The organism is Fusobacterium perfoetens ATCC 29250 (assembly GCF_000622245.1).
Classification (GTDB): domain Bacteria; phylum Fusobacteriota; class Fusobacteriia; order Fusobacteriales; family Fusobacteriaceae; genus Fusobacterium_B; species Fusobacterium_B perfoetens.
In genome coordinates this window covers 328,564-348,813 of sequence record NZ_KK211416.1, presented here as the reverse complement: position 1 = coordinate 348,813, position 20,250 = coordinate 328,564, and the positions used below count along the sequence as shown (strand labels likewise).

Here is a 20,250-nt window from a genome sequence, read left to right as displayed (position 1 = left end):
GTTAAAAAAATTTTTTACATTAGTAATATCTTTTGTTATAATATATATTGAAAAATTAAATAAGTATAAAAGGATATAGATTAATGAATACTAAATTATTAAAAATTTTACTTATCATATTAAATATATTATTTTTAATTGGTTCTATCATTTTAAAAAATCATCTTTACATTGTAGCTTCAATATTTTTTCTGATATATATTTTATGGATATTTAGAAAATGGAAAAAATTAGGAAAGAAAAAAAGATTTACAGCTAGAGCTTTAGCAAGTTGTGATATTATATTTTTCTTTATTATGATTTTTTTTCTAAGAATTTATAAAGTCCAAATTATTGATAATGGAAAATATCAAGGTTTAATAAGAAAACAAGTTGAAGGTTTTTCACTTCTTAAAGGTAAAAGGGGAACTATTTATAATAAAAATGGAAGAGAAATAGTTTATGATATTAGTGTGTATGATATTATAATTGACCCATATATGTTATCTTTAACAAATAAATTACCTGAAATTACTACAGAAATTGTTGATACACTTTCATTAAATAGAAACAAAAAAGAATTTATAGACCATTTATTAAAAGAAAGTCAAAGGAAAAAAAGATATAATCTTTTAGATGTAAATCTTAATCTAGAAGAAAAGAAAAAAATAGAAGAAATAATGAAAAAATATGGTTTAAGAAATAATGAAATTATTTTAAAAGAAGAAAATGAAAGAACATATTATAGAAAAGAAATTTATGAAAATATAGTAGGAGTTTTAGGACTTGATTCTAATGGAGAAAATTTGGTAGGAATTAGTGGAATAGAAAAAGAGTATGAGTCATACCTAAAACCTAAAAATATGAAAATAAAAAGAAGTTTTATAAAAAATAGAAAATTTACTATTCCAACTGCTAAAAAAATATTAGATATTTCATCTGATGGAAAAGATTTATATTTAACCATTGAAGATGATTTACAATATATACTAAATGATGAAATAAAGAAACAATTTGAAGAAACAGATTCAGAAGAAGCTTATGGAATAATTGTAGACCCGAATACAGGAGCCATTTTAGCTCTATCAAGTTTTCATAAAAATCCTCATATCGTAAGAAATCCTTTATTTCAAAATCAAGTTGAACCAGGTTCTATATTTAAACCTATTATAGTTGCTGGAGCATTAAATGATGGATATATAACAGAAGACTCTATTTTTGACATAGGAGATGGAAGAATAAAAAAATATGGCCATACTATAAAGGAAGCTACAAGGTCTTTAAAAGGTGAATTAACAGTAAAACAAATTCTTGAAAAATCAAGTAATGTTGGGATGGTAATGTTAACTGATAATATAGAAGATTCAAAAATAGAAGAATATTTAGATGATTTTGGATTTTATAATAAAACAAATATAGATTTTCCATATGAAAGAAAACCATATAATATTCCTAGTAAAAAATGGGATAAACTTAAAAAAAGTACAATATCTTTTGGACAGGGAATAGTTGTTACTCCTATTCAAATGATAATGGCTTTTTCATCCTTAGTAAATGGAGGAAAACTTTATAAACCATATTTAATAGAAAAAATAATTGATAGTAGTGATTCAACTGTTATTAGAAGAAATATTCCAGAAGTTATAAAGACTCCAATTTCAAAAGAAACTTCTGAAAAAATGAAGAAAATGTTAGAAGATGTTGTTGAAAGTGGAGGAGGAGAAAAAGCAAAAGTAGAAGGTTATACAATAGGTGGGAAAACAGGAACAGCACAAATAAGTGCTGGAAGAGTAGGATATTTAAAAGAAGATTATTTGACTTCATTTATAGGATTTTTTCCAGTAAATAAACCTAAATATGTAGGATTAATAATGTTTTATAAGCCTAATGTAGATAAAAAATTTGGAGGATTAGTTGCAGCTCCAGTTTTTGGAAATGTTATAAAAAGATTAACTATGACAAGAGAAATAGTTTCTAATAATATTTCTAAAATAACAATTACTCAAAATGAAATACAAGATATAAGAACAGAGGCAAAAAATAATGAAATTTACAGAATGCCAGATTTAAAAGGAAAAACTTTAAGAGAAGTAGTAGATATTTTTAGTGGAAATAAAGTTAATTTAAAAATTGAAGGGACAGGAATAGTTAAAGAATTTTATCCACCAATAGATACAGAATTATCAGAAAATGCAGAGATAAAAGTAATATTAAAGTAGGAGGTAGTGAAAATGAGATATTATAAATTGTTTGTTGATGGAACAAACTCTTTTTTCACTTACCTTGATAAAGATGATAAATTTAATATAGGTGATAGAGTAGTAGTTAATTTTAGAAATCAAGAAAAAGGAGCATTTGTTATTCAGAAAGAGCAAGAACAGAAATTTGATTTTAAAGTTCTTGAAATTAAAAGAAAATTAGAAAATGAGTTATCTTTTTCTGAAAACTATATAGAACTTTTAATATGGATTTCAAATTATTATATGTGTAATTTTTCACAAGTTATTTCTACAGCTATTCCTAAAGAGTTAAAAATTCATTATAATGAAACTTATAGTCTTTTAGTAAGTAGTTATAAAAATTTAGATTTATCAAATGAAGAGAAAGAGATATTAGATTATTTTTATTCAAAAGAATCTGTTAATAAAGAAACTTTGAGAAAAAAAATAGATTTAGAGACTTTAAAGAAATATATAAAAGAAGAACTTTTAATAATAGATAAAAATAAGAAAGTATCTTTTAATTTTGAAAAATATTTTTCTATGGAGAAAAAAAAAGTTTTAGAAAATATTTATAAATATTTTTTGAGTAAGAAAAAAATTCCTAAGAAAACTTTAGAAGAAAAGTTTGAAAAAAAAACTATAAATAAACTTATAAATAAAAAAATATTATTTTTAGAAAAAAATATTTATGAAAAGGATAATTATAAAATAACTGAAGATTTAAACAAAAAAATTTCAACTGATATTGTGCTTAATAAAGAACAAGAAAAAATTGTAAAAAATATTGAAATATCTTTTAATAAATACTTTTTAATAAAAGGGGTTACAGGAAGTGGAAAAACTGAAATTTATATAAGGCTTATAAAAAATGCTTTAATTAAAAACAAAGGAAGTATATTTTTAGTTCCAGAAATTTCTCTTACTCCTCAAATGAAAAATAGATTTAGAAAAGAATTTGGAGATGAGGTAGCAGTTTTACACAGTAATATATCTGATTCCGAAAAGAAAAAAGAATGGATATATATAGAAAAAGGATATAAAAAAATAGTTTTAGGAGCAAGGTCTGCTATATTTGCTCCTGTTAAGAACCTAGAATATATAATTGTAGATGAGGAACATGAAAATACCTACAAACAAGATACTAATCCTAGATATAATGCAAAATATGTGGCAATAAAAAAAGCCATGTTAGAAAATTCAAAAGTTGTATTTGGTTCTGCAACTCCTGATATAGAGAGCTACTTTTTAGGAAAAAATAAAAAATTTCAATTAGAAATTTTGAATAAGAGATTTAATGATTCTAATCTTCCAGAAGTAGAAATAGTGGATATGAAAGCAGAAGAAAATAATTTTTTTAGTAAAAAACTTTTACAAAATATAAGGGAAACTTTATTAAGAAAAGAACAAGTTATTATTCTCTTGAATAGAAAAGGATATTCTACAATGATTCAATGTAAAGATTGTGGTCATATAGAAGAATGTGACCACTGTTCAATAAAATTAAGTTACTATGAAAGTAATCAAAAATTAAAATGTAATTATTGTGGAAAAGAAATTAGATTTACTGGAAAATGTAGTAAGTGTGGAAGCCATAATCTATATTATGGTGGAAAAGGAACTGAACAGATAGAAGAAAAATTAAAGGAATATTTTGATGTTCCTATAATAAGAGTTGATTCTGAAACAACAAAAGAAAAAAATTTTTATGAAAAAGCATATTTTGATTTTTTAAATAAAAAATATGATATAATGATAGGGACACAGATGATAGCAAAAGGGTTACATTTTCCAGATGTAACCTTAGTAGGAGTTATAAATGCTGATTTAATATTAAATTTTCCAGACTTTAGAGCTTCAGAAAAAACTTTTCAACTTATAACACAGGTTGCTGGAAGAGCAGGAAGAGAGAATAAAAAAGGTAAGGTTATAATTCAAACTTATCAGCCTGAAAACTATATTATGGAAAATATAAAAAATAGTGATTATGATTCTTTTTATAAAAAAGAAATAGAGATGAGGGAACTTTTAGAATATCCACCATTTTCTAAAACTATTAATATAGGTTTCTCATCTACAGATGAGAAAATTCTTGAAGAGGTGATTAATTCTTTTTATAAACTTATAAAAAGAGATTATGTGGAAATTTTTCCTCCAAATAAAAGTTTAGTTTATAAAGTTAAAGATAGATATAGAAAAAATATTTTTATTAAAGGGAAAAAAGAAAAAATAAATTATTTTAAAAAGGAAATATCAAGAATTTTAGAAAATTTTGATAAAAAAAATTGTAGAATTGTAATTGATGTTGACCCAATAAATTTAATATAATTATGAAAGAAGGTAGAAATGTTATACGAAATAAGAACTTATGGTGATAATTGTTTAAATGTAAAATGTGAAAAAGTTGAAGAAATAACAGAAGAAATAAAAAACATATTAGAAGATATGGTAGAAACTATGCATGAAGCTACTGGAGTAGGGCTTGCAGCACCTCAAGTAGGAATAAATAAAAGATTTTTTGTATTAGATGTAGGAGATAAAGTTATTAGAAAAATTATAAACCCAGAAATTTTAGAAATGTCTGAAGAATATACTGAAAGTGATGAAGGATGTTTAAGTGTTCCTGGAATATATAAAAAAGTTAAAAGAGCTGCTAGAATAAAAGTAAAATATCAAAATAAAGATGGAGAAGAAGTTGAAGAGGAAATGACAGGATTTTTAGCTAAAGCTTTTCAACATGAGTATGACCATTTAGAAGGGAAGTTATTTATAGAAAGAATATCTCCTGTTTCAAGAAAAATTATTTCTAAAAAATTACATCTTATAAAAAAAGAAACTGAAAAAAAATTAAAAAAATAGGTGACAATTTTGAAATACAAGAGATTTATTGTAATTTTTTTTAGTAGTATAGTAGTATTTGCATTTATTCCAAGAATTTATAGAAGTTATGAAAAAATAACAAAATTGAATATAGAATTAATATCTTTAAAAGAGAAAAAAGATACTTTAAATGAAAATATTAGAGAATATGAAAGGGATATAAAAAACTTAGATAGTGAATTTTATAGAGAAAAACTTGTAAGAGAAAAATTAAAAATGGTTAAACCAGGAGAAAAAATATATAAAGTTTTGATTAAATAAATTTATAATTCTTAAGGAGGAAAAATGAAAAAAGAAATAGCTTTAGATTTTGCTAGAGTTACAGAAGCTGCAGCACTTGCTGCTCAAAAATGGGTAGGAAGAGGAGATAAAAATTTAGCTGATAATGCAGCAGTTGAAGCTATGAGAAATGTTTTAAATAGAATGAAAATTGATGGTGAAATTGTTATTGGAGAAGGAGAGATTGATGAAGCTCCTATGTTATATATAGGAGAAAAGTTGGGACTTAAATATAATCCTAAAGAGATTGAGCCTTATACAGAAGATGAATTATCTCTTGTAGATATAGCAGTAGACCCAATTGAAGGTACAAGAATGACAGCTCAAGGACAACCTAATGCTATTGCTGTATTAGCAGCAGCAGAAAAAGGTTCTTTTTTAAAAGCTCCTGATATGTATATGGAAAAAATGGTAGTTGGACCAGAAGCTAAAGGTGTCATTGATTTAGATAAGTCTTTAGAAGATAATATAAGGGCTGTAGCAAAGGCATTAAATAAAGAAGTGAAAGATGTTATGGTGGCTATTTTAGATAAACCTAGACATAAAAAAGTTATTCAAAGAATGAGAGATTTAGGAGTAAAAATGTATGTTTTTTCTGATGGTGATGTAGCAACTTCTATTTTAACTTGTTTAGTAGATTCTGAAGTTGATATGATGTATGGAATAGGTGGAGCTCCAGAAGGAGTAGTATCAGCTGCTGTTATTAGAGTTTTAGGTGGAGATATGCAAGGAAGACTTGTTTTAAGAAGTGATGTAAAAGGTTCTGATGATAAAAATGATAAAATATCTCTTGATGAAGAGAGAAGATGTAAAGAAGCAGGTGTAGAAGTTGGAAAAAAATTACTTCTTGAAGATATGGCAAAATCAGATGAAATTATTTTTTCAGCTACAGGAATAACTACAGGAGATTTACTAGAGGGAGTAAAAAGAAAAGGGAATATTGCTAAAACTCAAACTCTTTTAGTTAGAGGAATGAGTAAGACAATAAGATATATAAATTCTATACATAATTTAGATTTTAAAGATTCTCATCTTAATGATTTAGTAATATAGGTGTTTAAATATGTTATTTTATGAAGAATTTATAAAAAAAATAAGAAAAGATTTAGAAGTTTCTGGAAAAGAAAAATTTTCTCTTGAATTAAAAAGGACAGTAATGTGGTTAGGAACAGGAATTCCATTTCTAATTGCTGGGCTTTTACAAATATATATATATTTATCTAGTAAAGATATAAAAGATATTGTAGTAGGATTTATTTTTCTTTTTCTTTCTTTTAAACATATAAAACTATTTTTAAGTTATGGAATTGTACTTGATTTTGATAGAGATATGTTAAAAAGTAAAGATGTAGAATTAAAATTTGAAAATATAGAGAGTTGTGAATTAAGAGAAGAAGTAGTAGGAAAAAGAGGTAAAGTTCAACCTGTTTTAGATATTATTACTTTTGACAGAAGAAAAATTATTATACCATTGATGATGACAAAACAGGTTAGATTTGTGAGCTTAGTAGCAAGTAGATTAAAAGCAAGATTTATTATTAAATAAAATAGAATGAGAAAAGAGCACCCCTGGGAAAAGGTGCTCTTTTCTATATAACACAAAATAAATAGGATGAGTATAACGAAAAATTGATTTTAATCAATTATTTCTAGAAAAATCTTTGAGATTTCTCATAGAATTATCATACACTATTTTATAAAAAAATGCAAGAAAAATATTAAAATTAATCAAAAAAAAGTTAAAAATTATTCAAAAATTAATTTTTCTATTCTATCAAAAGCTTCTTTTAATGTTTCGATATTAACTGTACATGCAATTCTTATAAAGCCAGGAGTTCCAAATCCATCACCAGGAATAGTTACAATTCCATAATTTTCAATCAAAAAATTTGTAAATTCAATAGAAGTCATTTTAGTTTTTTCTATATTTATAAAAAGATAAATTCCTCCTTGTGGCTTAACACAATCTAAAAAAGAAATCTGTTTGATTCTTTTATAGGCATACATAACTCTTTCTCTAAAAAAAGGAACTTGAGTTTCCTTAATTCTTTTAAACTCTTTAAGAGCATATAAAGCAGCTCTTTGGGAAATTGCTACAGGACTATAAACAATTGATTGATTTATAAGATTCATACATTCAAGAATATCTTTTTGTCCTATAATGTATCCTATTCTCCAACCAGTCATAGCAAAATCTTTAGAAAAACTACAAACACTAATAGTTCTTTCTTTCATATCTGGTAAAGTATAAATAGGAGTAAAATTTTTTTCAAAAGAATAGAAATCATATACATCATCAGCTATAACTAATAAATCATATTTTATAGCAAGTTCTTTAATAATATTTAGACTTTCTAAATTATAACAAACTCCTGTTGGATTACAAGGAGAATTTAATATAATTGCTTTTGTTTTATTAGTAATTTTCTTTTCGATATCCTCTTTTATTAATTGAAACTTATTTTCAAATTTAGTTTCAACTATGACTGGAATTCCATCAGAAAGTTTTATTGCATCGCTATAAACAGCAAAAAAAGGTGAAAGTAATATAATTTCATCATTTGGATTTAATATTGTTTTAAAAAGAAGATAAAGCCCATGACATGCTCCTGATGTAACTAAAACTTCATCAGTTGAAAAATTATAATTTTTAAAATTTTCTTTATGATATTTACAAATTTCTTTTCTAAGTTCTAAGTAACCAGCAGGGTTAGTATAGTGAGTATGACCATTTAAAGCATCTTTATAGGCTTTTTCTATAATAATTTTATCTGTTGTAATATCTAAATCACCTATTCCTAAATTAATTGTAGGAAAAGAACTTTTATTAATTACTTTACTTTCTCCCATAGGAGAAGACATATTTTGATATTTAGTCGCAATAAAATTTTTCATTTTGATTTCTCCTCTAACTAATTATTTTTATAAAATAATGCTTCTTTTAAATTATTTTTATTAATATTAAAATTAAAATCTATAAGATCTGGCCCTCTTAAAATTTCTTCTAATATATCATTTTCCTTTTCTAAAAATTCTTCTAATATAACAACATCAGTTAAATTTATTGGAAATTTTAATTTTTTATAAAATTCTGTTAATCTTTTATATTCTTCTAGATTATTTTCTAATAAAAGTTGAACTAAAATTCCATATGCAACAACTTCTCCATGTAGATGTTCTTTTTCGATTCTAGGTAGGATAGTTAATCCGTAAAATACAGAATGTGCAATAGCTCCATTTAAAAAATCATCTATAAAATTAGATACCATTCCAGTTGTTACAATTATAGTTAGGACTACATTTTTAAATGCTTCATTGATTTCATGAGAATAGTATCCTTCTTCACTATTTTTTATTATAATATTTTTGCAATTATGTGATAACTCTATTGCCATTTGTGTTGGAAAATTTATTTTTTTGTTATTAGCTAGACAATATTCATGTTTTATTTTAACTTCATAATATTTTGCTAAAGTATCTCCTATTCCAGCCCATGTGTATCTAGAGGGAGAATTTTTTATAGTTTCTAAATCTATAAATATTTTTTCAGGTGGAGCTTTAAAGAAAGCTATCTCTTTAAAGGTTTTATCTTGATTGTAAACAACAGATAAAGCTGATGTTCCAGCACATGTAGAAGCAATGGTTGGGATTATAAAAATAGTTTTATTTATTTGATTGGCAACTAACTTAGCTGTATCTATTGCTTTTCCTCCACCAATTCCTAAAATTAAATCTACTTGTTTTCCAATTATATTTTTAATTATAGTAGAAGAATGCTCATAACAGCACTCTCCTAAATAATTTTCTATTATAATATTTTTATTCTCTAATATAGGTAAAATATTTTCTTTTACAGCTTCAAAAGATTTATTTCCTGTAATTATTAAAATATTATTATAATTTTTTAACTCAACTTTTAAAGTTTTCCATATAACTTTATCCACATAATAACTTGTAAACGAGAAATTTTCAAACATATTAAACACCATATTTCTTTCTTAAATTATCTATAGTTCCATCTTCTAACATCTCTTTTAATACTTTATTAAATTTTTCTAAAAGTTCAGCATCTTCTTTATTAAATGCAACAGCTTTAGGTTCTCCTTCTTGGAAGCCTATTAACATTAATTCAGGATTTCCATTAAGATAACTATTAGCAACACTTTCATCAACAACAATAGCATCAACTTTTTGTGATTTTAAAGCTATAAGAGCAGCTGTATTTCCAGCAAAAGGAACTACTTTTGAATCTTTTATTTTTCTAGCTGAAGCTTCTTTTGTTGTCCCTAACTCAGCTCCAAAAGTTTTTCCAACTAAATTTTCAACTCCACTTATTGGATTAGATTTATTTCCTAAAAAAGCTACTTTAGAAACTAAATAAGGCATAGAAAAATTAACAGATTTGGCTCTTTCAGGAGTAATACTCATACCAGCAATAACTATATCTAATTTTTTTGTTTGAAGAGCTGGAATTAAACCATCAAAATTTATATTAGACCATTGATATTTTATTTCCATTCTTTTAGTTGCTTCTTCAATTATGTCAGCATCTAAACCACAAACTTTTCCATTTTCTATGTATTCAAATGGTGGATATTCAGCATTAGTTCCTATAATATAAACTTTTTCTTCTTGTTTTTTTTCAGAAGAACCTCCACAAGCAACAAATATAAATGCTAAAGATAACATAAATAATAATTTTTTCATAAATCCCTCCTAAATTTTTAATGATTAAAATAAAAAATACCAGCCAAAAAACTGGTATTTTGAAAACAATATTATATAACCTTATTAAAGGACATAAAAATATATTAAAAAGATTTCAAAAAGACACTTTTCTTGGAACAAAAATAATTATTTAATTGTAAATTGCTCCTCCTTAAATGTCTTAACATACTCTCCTCCAAATTTTTCAAATATGAATTTTTTTAGAATTATAATATAATTTTTTTTAAAAGTCAATAATTTTTTTAATATTATAAAAATTATTTAATAAATAACTTTTATTGATTATTTAGAAATATATTGACTATTAGAAATATATTGACTATAATTTTATTTATAATATTAAGAAATTTAAAAATAAAAAATATTAAAATAAAGGAAAAATGAATAAAACTAATAATAAAAATATAAAGTAAAAATATTAATTTAGGAGGGGTTATGGATTTTGATTTTGATGCTCTAAAATATAGTTATTCTTCAACCAGAAGAGTAGTTTATGGAAAGAAAGGAATGGTTTGCACCTCTCAACCTCTTGCTGCTCAAGTAGGATTAGATATTTTAAAAAAAGGCGGAAATGCTGTTGATGCAGCTATAGGAGTGGCTGCTGCTTTAACTGTTTTAGAACCTACAAGTAATGGAATAGGTGGAGATGCTTTTGCTCTTGTTTGGATAAAAGATAAATTATATGGAATGAATTCTTCAGGACCAGCTCCTATGAGATTTAATACAAAAAAAGTTATAGAAAAGTATGGAAATACTATGCCTAAATATGGTTGGATTCCTGTAACTGTTCCAGGAATTCCATCAGCTTGGGCTGAATTATCTAAAAAATTTGGAAAATTATCCTTAAAAGAAATCTTAAAGCCAGCTATAGAATATGCTGAGGAAGGATTTCCTGTTTCTCCTATAATTTCTAAATTATGGAATATGGCTTTTGAGAATTATAAGAATTCTTTTAATGAAAATAATAAAATAAAAGAGGAATTTAAACCTTGGTTTGAAACTTTTACTTTTGGAGGGAAAGCTCCTCAACCAGGTGAATTTATAAAACTTCCAAATCATGGAAAAACTTTAAGAGAATTGGCTGAAACTAATTGTGAATCTTTTTATAGAGGAAAAATTGCTGAAAAAATAGATGAATTCTCTAAAAAAACAGGAGGATTTTTAAGAAAAGAAGATTTAATGAATTTTAAAGCTCAGTTTGTAGAACCTATAAGTACTAATTATAGAGGATATACTATTTCAGAAATTCCACCTAATGGCCATGGAATAGTTGCTCTTATGGCTTTAAATATTTTAGAGGGATTTAAATTTGAATCTGTTAGAGAATCAGCAAAAACTATTCATAGACAAATTGAAGCTATGAAGTTAGCTTTTGTAGATGGGCAACATTATGTAACAGATAGTAGATATATGAAAGTTACACCAGAACAACTACTTTCCAAAGAATATGCAGAAAAAAGAAGAAAATTAATTGGAGAAAAAGCTATTGACCCTAAATATGGAGACCCATCTTGTGGTGGAACTGTATATCTTTGTACAGCTGATAAAGATGGAAATATGGTTTCATATATTCAAAGTAATTATATGGGATTTGGTTCAGGAATAGTTATACCTGAGACAGGAATTGCTCTTCATAATAGAGGAAATAATTTTAATTTAGATGTTGAAAGTGAAAATTGTGCTATTCCAGGTAAAAAACCATATCATACAATAATTCCAGGATTCTTATCTAAAGATGGAAAACCTATAGGACCATTTGGAGTAATGGGAGGATTTATGCAACCACAAGGTCATTTACAAGTTTTAACAAATACTATTGACTTTGGAATGAATCCTCAAGAAGCTTTGGATGCTCCTCGTTGGCAATGGGTAGGAGGAAAAAAAATAGAAGTAGAAAGAAATTTTCCTTATGCTATAACTGAGGAATTAATTAGAATGGGACATGAAATAAAAGTTGTTCCTGATTCTATTGCAATGGGAAGAGGACAAATAATTTGGAGAAATGAACAGGGAGTATTAGTTGGAGCTACAGAACCAAGAACAGATGGAGTGGTAGCAGCTTGGTAAATATAAAAAATTATTTACCTAAAAAGAAAAAGAGTATATAATATTTATTATATAGAATTTTTTAAGTTTGAGGGGATTAATTATGGAAAAAGAAAAAAGATCATATTGGAAACTATTTCTTTCAACATTTTATTTAAGTGCTTTTACTTTTGGAGGAGGATATGTTATAGTTCCTCTTATGAAAAAAAAATTTGTTGAAGACTTAAAGTGGATAGAAGAAAAGGAAATGTTAGATTTAGTCGCTATTGGACAATCTTCACCGGGACCTATAGCTGTTAATACATCTATCCTTGTAGGATATCAAAGTGCTGGAATTCCAGGAGCTTTTTGTTCAATAACAGGAACTGTTTTACCACCACTTATAATTATAACTATAATTTCTTTTTTTTATGAAACATTTAAAACTAATCTAATAATAAATGCAGCTTTAAAAGGAATGCAGGCTGGAGTTGCTGCTGTTATTTTTGATGCTGTATATAAAATGATTTTGGATATAGTTAAACAAAAAAGATTAAGTCAAGTTATAATAATGATAATCGCTTTTATAGTAGCTTACATATTTAATGTAAATGTAGCATTAATAATAATTATTGCTGCTTTAATTGGGGTGGTAAAAAAATGATATATTTAACTTTATATTGGAGTTTTGTACAAATTGGACTTTTTAGTATAGGTGGTGGATATGCTGCACTTCCTCTTATAGAACATCAAGTTATAGAAATTCATCAATGGCTTACAATGAGTGAATTTACTGATCTTTTAACTATTTCTCAAATGACTCCAGGACCTATAGCTTTAAATGCTTCAACTTTTGTAGGAACAAAAGTAGGAGGACTTTTAGGAGCAATAATAGCTACTGTAGGTTGTGTTACTCCATCATGTATAATAGTTATGACTTTAGCATATTTTTATTATAAATATAATAATTTAGCTGTTGTAAAAAAAGTTTTAGATGTATTAAGACCTGTTGTGGTTGCATTGATAGGATCAGCTGGACTTTCTATTATAGTATCTGCATTTTGGGGAGAAAAAGTTATAGGAAGTTTAGAAAATATTAATAAGATAGCAGTAGTTTTATTTTTATTAGGAGTTGGAATTTTAAGAAAGTTTAAATTAAGCCCTGTGACAATAATTTTTGTTTCAGGTATAGTAGGAGTTATTATTTATAGTGGAATAATATAAAAAATTGGGAGAAAAATCTCCTAATTTTTTTATATTCCATTTATGTTTTTTATATCCTTTGTATCAATAATCAACGTTACAGGACCATCATTTATAAGAGAAACTTTCATATCAGCACCAAATTTACCAGTTTCAACTTTACCAACATTAAATTCTTTAAATTTTTCTATAAAATTTTCATAAAGAGGAATAGCAATATCAGGTCTAGCAGCTTCAGTAAAACCAGGTCTTTTTCCTTTAATACAGTTTCCATAAAGAGTAAATTGAGAAACTATAAGAATATCTCCAGAGATTTCATCAAGTCCTAAATTCATTTTTCCGTTTTCATCTTCAAAAACCCTAAGGCCTTTTATTTTATTAGCTAACCATTCAACTTCTTTTTTGGTATCTGTGTGAGTTATTCCTAAAAGAACTAAAAATCCTTTTCCTATTTTTCCTATAGATTTATCATTTATTTTAACTTCAGACTCAAGAACTCTTTGTATCAATGCTCTCATAATTTTCTCCTTAAATATAATAATTTTTATTTTAATTATAAATATTATACTATACAAAAAAAATTTATTCAATTAAATAAATATAAATATTATCTTTAAAAAATTAAAATTAAGTTCATTTTTTTTTGATTTAGTGCTATAATATCTCTAATATCATATAAAAAATAAAAAGTACATATAAATAAAAGTAATGAGGTAGAAAATGGAGAGAGTAAAAGCATTAACAGATTTTGCAAGAGTTATAAACTCAGATAGGTATCAATATACAGAAAGTGATATCTTTGTAATGGAAAATACTCATGAAAGAGAAGCTATTTTTGATATGTATTTCAGAAAAACAGAGGATAATGGTCTTGCTGTAGTGTCTGGAATATATGAGGTAGTGGAACTTATAAAAATTTTAAATGAAACTTCTGAAAAAGAAAAAAGAAAATATTTTTCAGAAATAATTCAAGAGCAACATCTAGTGGATTATTTATCAAAATTAAAATTTACAGGAGATATTTTTGCTATGAGAGAAGGAGAAATAGCTTATGGAAATGAACCTGTAATTACAGTAAAAGCTCCTCTTATTCAGGCTAAAATTCTAGAAACTCCTATATTAAATATTATGAATATGCAAATGGCTATTGCTACAAAAGCTTCTAGAGTTACAAGAGCAGCTCATCCAATAGCTGTATCTTCTTTTGGAAGTAGACGTGCTCATGGATTTGATAGTGCTGTATCAGGAACAAAAGCTTCAATAGTTGGAGGATGTATGTCTCATTCTAATCTTGTAACAGAATATAGATATGGAGTACCTAGTGTTGGAACAATGGCTCATTCATATATTCAAACTTTTGGAGTAGGAAGTAAGGCAGAAAAAGAAGCTTTTTCAACTTTTATAAAATATAGAAAAAATAGAAAATCAAATGCTTTAATCTTACTTATTGATACTTACAACACTTTAAAAATGGGAATAAAAAATGCTATAGAAGCTTTTAAAGAAAATGGAATTGATGATTCTTATGATGGAATTTATGGAGTGAGAATAGATTCTGGAGATTTAGCTTATTTATCTAAAAAATGTAGAAAAGCTTTAGATGAAGCAGGTTTAAAAAAGGCAAAAATATTTTTAACTAATGGATTAAATGAAGATTTAATAAAGTCTTTAAAAGAGCAAAAAGCTTCAGTTGATATTTTTGGTGTTGGAGATTCAATAGCGGTTAGTAAATCAAATCCTTGTTTTGGTGGAGTATATAAAATTGTAGAAATTGATAATCAACCTGTTATAAAATTATCTGAAGATTTAATAAAAGTTTCGAATCCTGGTTTTAAAGAAGTATATAGAATATATGATAAAAATGGATTTGCATATGTTGATGTAATTACTTTAGCTAGAGAAAAAGATGAGGATAGAGAAAATATAATTAATGGAGAAACTTTTAATACTAGAGATGAACAAGACCCATTAAAAAATAGTACATTAATAAAAGGGGAATATACTTATAAAAAACTTACAAGAGTTTATGTAAAAAATGGAATTATAACAGATGAACATGAAATTTTAGAAGATGTAGTTGGCTCTAGAAATTATTATTTAGAAAGTCTTGAAAAAGTATCTGAGGAGAGAAAAAGATTAGAGTTTCCTCATAAATATAAAGTAAATTTATCAAAAGATTTAAGAGAATTAAAAGTTAAATTAATAGAAAGTATATCAAAAGAAATTAATGAATAGATAAGGAGAAGATACAAGTTTATGGAAATGCTAAAAAAAATGATAATTGAAAAAGGTCATGTTTCAAATTCGGCTTTATTAAAAGTAGACAGCTTTTTAAATCATCAAATTGATCCCAATTTAATGTATGCTATGGGAGAAGAATTTAAAAGAATATTTGGTGATTTAGGTGTAAATAAAATATTGACAATTGAGGCTTCTGGAATAGCTATAGGAGTTACAACAGCACATGCCTTTCAAGTACCTTTAGTTTTTGCTAAAAAAAATAAGCCATCTACAATGGGAGATAGTTATAATACTGTTGTTCGTTCATTTACAAAAGGAAAAGAATATAATATTACAGTTTCTAAAGAATTTTTAAACAAAGGGGATAAAATACTTATAGTTGATGATTTTCTTGCTATGGGAAATGCAATTTTAGGTTTAAAAACAATAGTTGAAGAAGCTGGAGCAGAGGTAGTAGGAGTTGGAATTGCTGTAGAAAAAGGATTTCAAGATGGAGCAAAAATTTTAAAAGGAGCAGGAATAAACTTACATTCTCTAGCAATTATTGATAGTTTAGAAAATGATAAAATTACTCTTAGATAATAGAGATAAATTTAAAATATAAAATAAAGGATTATTCTTAGTTTATTAACTAAGAATAATCCTTTTATTTTTATTTATTTTCTTTTAAAAATCTATCAATTCCATTTTGCCAAGTTGGAATTTTTTCATTTAAAAGTTTTTCAATTTTTTCACTACTTAACTTTGTATAAGGTGCTCTTTGAGCCTTTAAATTAAAATCACTAGTTTTAGCTTTTTTTAATTCCCCATTCCAACCAATTTTATTTAATAGATATTTTCCTTGGTCATATTTTGAAGCTTCTCCATCATTTGAGAAATGATAAAGTCCATATTTTTTTGTTTGAATAAGTTTCCAAGTGAAATAAGCTAAATCTCTAGAATATGTAGGACTTGACACTTGGTCATCTACTAAAGATAGTTGTGTTTTTTCATTACTCCAGTTAATAACTTGTTTGTTAAAATTATTGTTAGCAATACCAAAAACCCAAGAACTCCTTACTACAAAAGATTTCTCATAATTTTTTAAAACTTCTTGTTCCCCTAAATATTTTGTTTTTCCATAAGTAGATAAAGGATTAGGAGTGTCATTTTCTGTATATGGGGAATTTTTTTTACCATCAAATACAAAGTCAGTAGAGTATGTTATATATTCAGCACCTATTTCTTTAGAAACTATTGCTAAATCTCTAGGGGCATAGGTATTTAACTTTGTGCAAAGTTCTATTTCATCTTCTGCTTTATCAACATTATTATAGGCAGCACAATTTATAATTAAAGATATATTTTTATCTTTTACAAAAGCTCTTACTTTTTCTATATCTGTTATATCTAATTCATTTACATCAGTAGCTATATATTCTATATTTTTTTCTTTAAATAATCTTTGAAAATCAAAACCAAGTTGTCCATTAGCTCCTGTAATTAATATCATAATATCACCTATTTATTTTCATACATTTTTTTATAATAATTTTGGTATTCTCCGTTTATTATATTTGTCCACCATTCTTTATTATCTAAATACCATTTTATTGTTTTCTTTATTCCTTCATCAAATAAAGTTTCTGGTTCCCAACCTAATTCTTCTTTTATTTTTGTTGGGTCTATTGCGTAACGCATATCATGTCCTGGTCTATCTGTTACATATTTTATTAAATCTTCTGACTTTCCAAGCTCTTTTATTATAGTTTTTACTACTTCTAAATTAGTCCTTTCATTATGTCCACCAATATTATAGACTTCTCCAACTCTTCCATTATGAATTATCATATCTATTGCTCTACAATGGTCTTCTACATATAACCAATCTCTTACATTTTCACCTTTTCCATAAACAGGTAGTTGCTTATCATTTAGTGCATTAGCTATCATTAAAGGAATTAATTTTTCTGGAAAATGGTATGGTCCATAATTGTTAGAACATCTTGATATTGTAATAGGTAGTTTAAATGTTCTATGATAAGCTTGTACTAATAAATCAGCAGAAGCTTTTGAAGCAGAATATGGACTTGATGTGTGTAATGGAGTACTTTCTGTGAAAAATAAATCTGGTCTATCTAAAGGTAAATCTCCATAAACTTCATCAGTTGAAACTTGATGATATCTTTTTATTCCATATTTTTTACAAGCATCTAATAAAACACCTGTTCCTATCACATTTGTTTGTAAAAATATTCCAGGGTCTTCTATTGACCTATCCACATGACTTTCTGCAGCAAAATTAACTATTATATCTGGTTTTTCTTCTTCAAAAAGATTATATACAAATTCTCTATCAGCAATATCTCCTTTTACAAATTTAAAGTTTTTATTTTCCATTACAGGAGCTAAAGTTTCAAGATTTCCAGCATAAGTTAATTTATCAAGACAGATAATTTTATAGTCATTATATTTTTTTAACATATAGTGGACAAAATTTCCACCAATAAATCCAGCTCCACCTGTTACTATTATTTTCATAAATTATATTTTGTATGATAAATAAAAATATTTATTATACAATTCCTCCTTTTAAATTATTTTCTTACTTGCCCATTTCCCATTATTACATATTTAGTTGTAGTAAGTTCTTTTAATCCCATAGGACCTCTAGCATGAAGTTTTTGAGTACTAATTCCTATTTCAGCTCCAAAACCAAATTGACCACCATCTGTAAATCTTGTGGAAGCATTAATATATACAGCAGCAGCATCAATTTCATTTAAAAATCTTTGAGCATTAGAATAATTTTCTGTAACTATACATTCTGAATGTTTAGTTCCATATTTTGCTATATGTTTTATAGCTTCATCTAATCCCTCTACAATTTTTATTGCTACAATATAATCTTCATACTCTGTTGCCCAATCTTCTTTAGTAGCCTCAACAGAATTTTCTATATATTTTCTTACTGTTTCATCTCCTCTAATTTCTACATTTCTAGAAATTAATTCTCTTCCTAAATTAGGAAGTAAATCTTTAGCGATGTTTTTATGAATTAAAAGAGTTTCAACAGCATTGCAAACACCAGGTCTTTGAGTTTTTGCATTTATAATTATATTTATAGCATCATCTAATTTTCCACTTTCATCAACGAAAATGTGGCAATTTCCAACTCCTGTTTGGATACAAGGAATTGTACTATTATTAATAACTGTATTTATAAGTCTTGAACTTCCTCTAGGGATTAAGACATCAATATATTCATGAGCTTTCATAAGTTCATTTGCAATTTCATGACTTGTATTCTCAACGATTTGAATTGCATTTTCATTCAAATTACATTCTTTTAAAACTTCTTTAAAAACTTTTACAATGGCAATATTAGTATTTATAGCTTCTTTTCCACCTCTTAAAATAACAGCATTCCCACTTTTTAGACATAATCCAAAAGCATCAGCTGTAACATTTGGACGAGATTCAAAAATTATAGCTACTACTCCTAAAGGAACTCTTTTTTGTTGAATAATAAGTCCATTAGGTAAAGTTTTTCCATATATAAATTCTCCTACAGGGTCATTTAAAGAAACAATTTGTTTTAGGCCATCAGCCATATCTTTAATTCTTTTTTCTGTTAGAGTAAGTCTATCTATAAAAGCATCTTTTACTCCAGATTCTTTAGCTTTTTCTACATCTTTTTTATTGATTTCTATAATTTTAGTAGAATTTTTTAAAAGAGCTTCAGCAGATTTTAGTAAAACTTCATTTTTAATTTCAGTTGAAAGTTGAGCAATCTGTATTTCAGCTTCTCTTGCTAATAATCCTAAATTTTCAATATACATATATCCTCCTAATTATTTAGAACAACCAAAAATTGTTCCTATATCTTTTCCTTGAATTAAATCTTCAATATATAAAGGATTTGAACCATCTATTATAGCCATCATAACTCCACCATCATAACACTCTCTAGCTGCTAGAAGTTTAGTTTCCATTCCACCTACACTAAATTCACTCCCTTTTTCTCCACCCATTTTTAAAATATCATCAGTAACTTTTTCTACATAAGATATTCTTTTAGCTTCAGGATGAGTTTTAGGATTTGAATCATAAAGTGCATCTATATCTGTTAAAATTATTAAAAGGTCTGATTTTAATAATGAAGCAACACTAGCTGATAGTCTATCATTATCACTAAATTCTATTTCAAAAGTAGAGATTGTATCATTAGCATTTACTATTGGAATTACTCCAAAAGATAAAAGAGTTTCTAAAGTATTTGTTGTATTTGTTTTTCTTTCTCCCTCTTTAAAATCATCTTTAGTTAAAAGGACTTGTGCAACTCCTTGATTATATTCACCTAAAAAATTTTGATAAATATGCATAAGTTCAGCTTGTCCAACAGCTGCTGCAGCTTGTTTTTCTCTAATTTCTGTAGGTCTAGTTTTAAAATTTAATTTTTTAGAACCTACTCCAATAGCTCCAGAAGTAACCAAAATTACATCTTTTTCTTGATTTTTTAGATCAGCTAAAACCCAAGCAAGTCTATTCATAAGATGAAAATTCAAATTTCCATTTGAATATGTTAATGTTGAAGTTCCAACTTTTATAACTATTCTTTTAGAGGATTTTATTTTTTCTCTTGTATTTTCCATTAATATATTCACCTCATAATTATTGATACTTATATTATATTAAAAAAAAAATTTTTTTTAAA

General features: G+C 26.0%; 19 protein-coding genes. 11 read left to right on the top strand and 8 right to left on the bottom strand.

Features of this window, described 5'->3' with window-relative positions; genetic code table 11:
- Nucleotides 1-83: 83 nt before the first annotated feature.
- The 6 genes from T364_RS0108575 to T364_RS0108550 are packed head-to-tail and all read left to right on the top strand — an operon-like array spanning nt 84 to nt 6,903.
- Nucleotides 84-2,198 carry a penicillin-binding transpeptidase domain-containing protein gene (locus tag T364_RS0108575; protein ID WP_027129223.1) on the top strand — a complete coding sequence of 705 codons (2,115 nt, stop codon included), beginning with the start codon at nt 84-86 and terminating at the stop codon, nt 2,196-2,198.
- A gap of 12 nt (nt 2,199-2,210) precedes the next feature.
- Entirely contained in the window at nt 2,211-4,526 is a 2,316-nt protein-coding gene (gene priA, locus T364_RS0108570) for a replication restart helicase PriA (RefSeq protein ID WP_027129222.1), read from the top strand.
- A gap of 18 nt (nt 4,527-4,544) precedes the next feature.
- Nucleotides 4,545-5,057 carry a peptide deformylase gene (def, locus tag T364_RS0108565; RefSeq protein ID WP_027129221.1) on the top strand — a complete coding sequence of 171 codons (513 nt, stop codon included), beginning with the start codon at nt 4,545-4,547 and terminating at the stop codon, nt 5,055-5,057.
- A 9-nt stretch (nt 5,058-5,066) separates the two neighbouring features.
- Complete coding sequence (locus T364_RS0108560) at nt 5,067-5,339, top strand: FtsB family cell division protein (protein ID WP_051532704.1); 273 nt, start codon at nt 5,067-5,069, stop codon at nt 5,337-5,339.
- A 24-nt stretch (nt 5,340-5,363) separates the two neighbouring features.
- On the top strand, nt 5,364-6,410 hold the full coding sequence (glpX, locus tag T364_RS0108555) for a class II fructose-bisphosphatase (RefSeq protein WP_027129219.1): 1,047 nt from the start codon (nt 5,364-5,366) through the stop codon (nt 6,408-6,410).
- Nucleotides 6,411-6,420: 10 nt separating this feature from the next.
- Complete coding sequence (locus tag T364_RS0108550; protein WP_027129218.1) at nt 6,421-6,903, top strand: hypothetical protein; 483 nt, start codon at nt 6,421-6,423, stop codon at nt 6,901-6,903.
- Between the two features lie 200 nt (nt 6,904-7,103).
- Here the strand turns inward: T364_RS0108550 and T364_RS0108545 are convergent, their stop codons facing one another.
- The 3 genes from T364_RS0108545 to T364_RS0108535 are packed head-to-tail and all read right to left on the bottom strand — an operon-like array spanning nt 7,104 to nt 10,064.
- On the bottom strand, nt 7,104-8,252 hold the full coding sequence (locus tag T364_RS0108545) for an aminotransferase class I/II-fold pyridoxal phosphate-dependent enzyme (protein WP_027129217.1): 1,149 nt from the start codon (nt 8,250-8,252) through the stop codon (nt 7,104-7,106).
- Nucleotides 8,253-8,269: 17 nt separating this feature from the next.
- Nucleotides 8,270-9,334, bottom strand: a complete 1,065-nt coding sequence (locus T364_RS0108540; protein WP_027129216.1) for an iron-containing alcohol dehydrogenase — start codon at nt 9,332-9,334, stop codon at nt 8,270-8,272.
- Between the two features lies 1 nt (nt 9,335).
- Entirely contained in the window at nt 9,336-10,064 is a 729-nt protein-coding gene (locus tag T364_RS0108535) for a transporter substrate-binding domain-containing protein (RefSeq protein WP_027129215.1), read from the bottom strand.
- A 456-nt stretch (nt 10,065-10,520) separates the two neighbouring features.
- Between T364_RS0108535 and ggt the strand changes: the two genes are divergently transcribed.
- The 3 genes from ggt (at nt 10,521) to T364_RS0108520 (ending at nt 13,334) form a co-directional block, all read left to right on the top strand.
- The gene (gene ggt, locus T364_RS0108530) at nt 10,521-12,152 is read left to right on the top strand and encodes a gamma-glutamyltransferase (protein ID WP_027129214.1); all 1,632 of its coding nucleotides are present in this window, start codon (nt 10,521-10,523) and stop codon (nt 12,150-12,152) included.
- Nucleotides 12,153-12,234: 82 nt separating this feature from the next.
- Entirely contained in the window at nt 12,235-12,774 is a 540-nt protein-coding gene (locus tag T364_RS0108525; RefSeq protein ID WP_027129213.1) for a chromate transporter, read from the top strand.
- Nucleotides 12,771-13,334 carry a chromate transporter gene (locus T364_RS0108520; RefSeq protein ID WP_027129212.1) on the top strand — a complete coding sequence of 188 codons (564 nt, stop codon included), beginning with the start codon at nt 12,771-12,773 and terminating at the stop codon, nt 13,332-13,334. The genes T364_RS0108525 and T364_RS0108520 overlap by 4 nt, the downstream gene beginning before the upstream one ends.
- A gap of 29 nt (nt 13,335-13,363) precedes the next feature.
- Here T364_RS0108520 and dtd read toward each other — a convergent pair whose 3' ends face one another.
- Entirely contained in the window at nt 13,364-13,831 is a 468-nt protein-coding gene (dtd, locus tag T364_RS0108515) for a D-aminoacyl-tRNA deacylase (RefSeq protein ID WP_027129211.1), read from the bottom strand.
- A 202-nt stretch (nt 13,832-14,033) separates the two neighbouring features.
- Between dtd and T364_RS0108510 the strand changes: the two genes are divergently transcribed.
- Both T364_RS0108510 and T364_RS0108505 read left to right on the top strand, forming a co-directional pair.
- Nucleotides 14,034-15,548, top strand: a complete 1,515-nt coding sequence (locus T364_RS0108510) for a nicotinate phosphoribosyltransferase (RefSeq protein ID WP_027129210.1) — start codon at nt 14,034-14,036, stop codon at nt 15,546-15,548.
- Between the two features lie 21 nt (nt 15,549-15,569).
- Complete coding sequence (locus T364_RS0108505; RefSeq protein ID WP_027129209.1) at nt 15,570-16,136, top strand: xanthine phosphoribosyltransferase; 567 nt, start codon at nt 15,570-15,572, stop codon at nt 16,134-16,136.
- 70 nt (nt 16,137-16,206) lie between these two features.
- On the opposite strand, the gene rfbD is transcribed toward T364_RS0108505, so the two are convergent.
- From rfbD to proB, 4 genes are read right to left on the bottom strand one after another with little or no spacing between them, the layout of a single operon-like run.
- A complete protein-coding gene (gene rfbD, locus T364_RS0108500; protein WP_035945594.1) occupies nt 16,207-17,046 on the bottom strand; it encodes a dTDP-4-dehydrorhamnose reductase in 840 nt (279 codons plus the stop codon).
- Between the two features lie 8 nt (nt 17,047-17,054).
- Complete coding sequence (gene rfbB, locus T364_RS0108495) at nt 17,055-18,074, bottom strand: dTDP-glucose 4,6-dehydratase (protein WP_027129207.1); 1,020 nt, start codon at nt 18,072-18,074, stop codon at nt 17,055-17,057.
- Between the two features lie 56 nt (nt 18,075-18,130).
- On the bottom strand, nt 18,131-19,375 hold the full coding sequence (locus T364_RS0108490) for a glutamate-5-semialdehyde dehydrogenase (protein WP_027129206.1): 1,245 nt from the start codon (nt 19,373-19,375) through the stop codon (nt 18,131-18,133).
- A gap of 12 nt (nt 19,376-19,387) precedes the next feature.
- Nucleotides 19,388-20,188 carry a glutamate 5-kinase gene (gene proB / locus T364_RS0108485; protein ID WP_027129205.1) on the bottom strand — a complete coding sequence of 267 codons (801 nt, stop codon included), beginning with the start codon at nt 20,186-20,188 and terminating at the stop codon, nt 19,388-19,390.
- Nucleotides 20,189-20,250 lie beyond the last annotated feature (62 nt).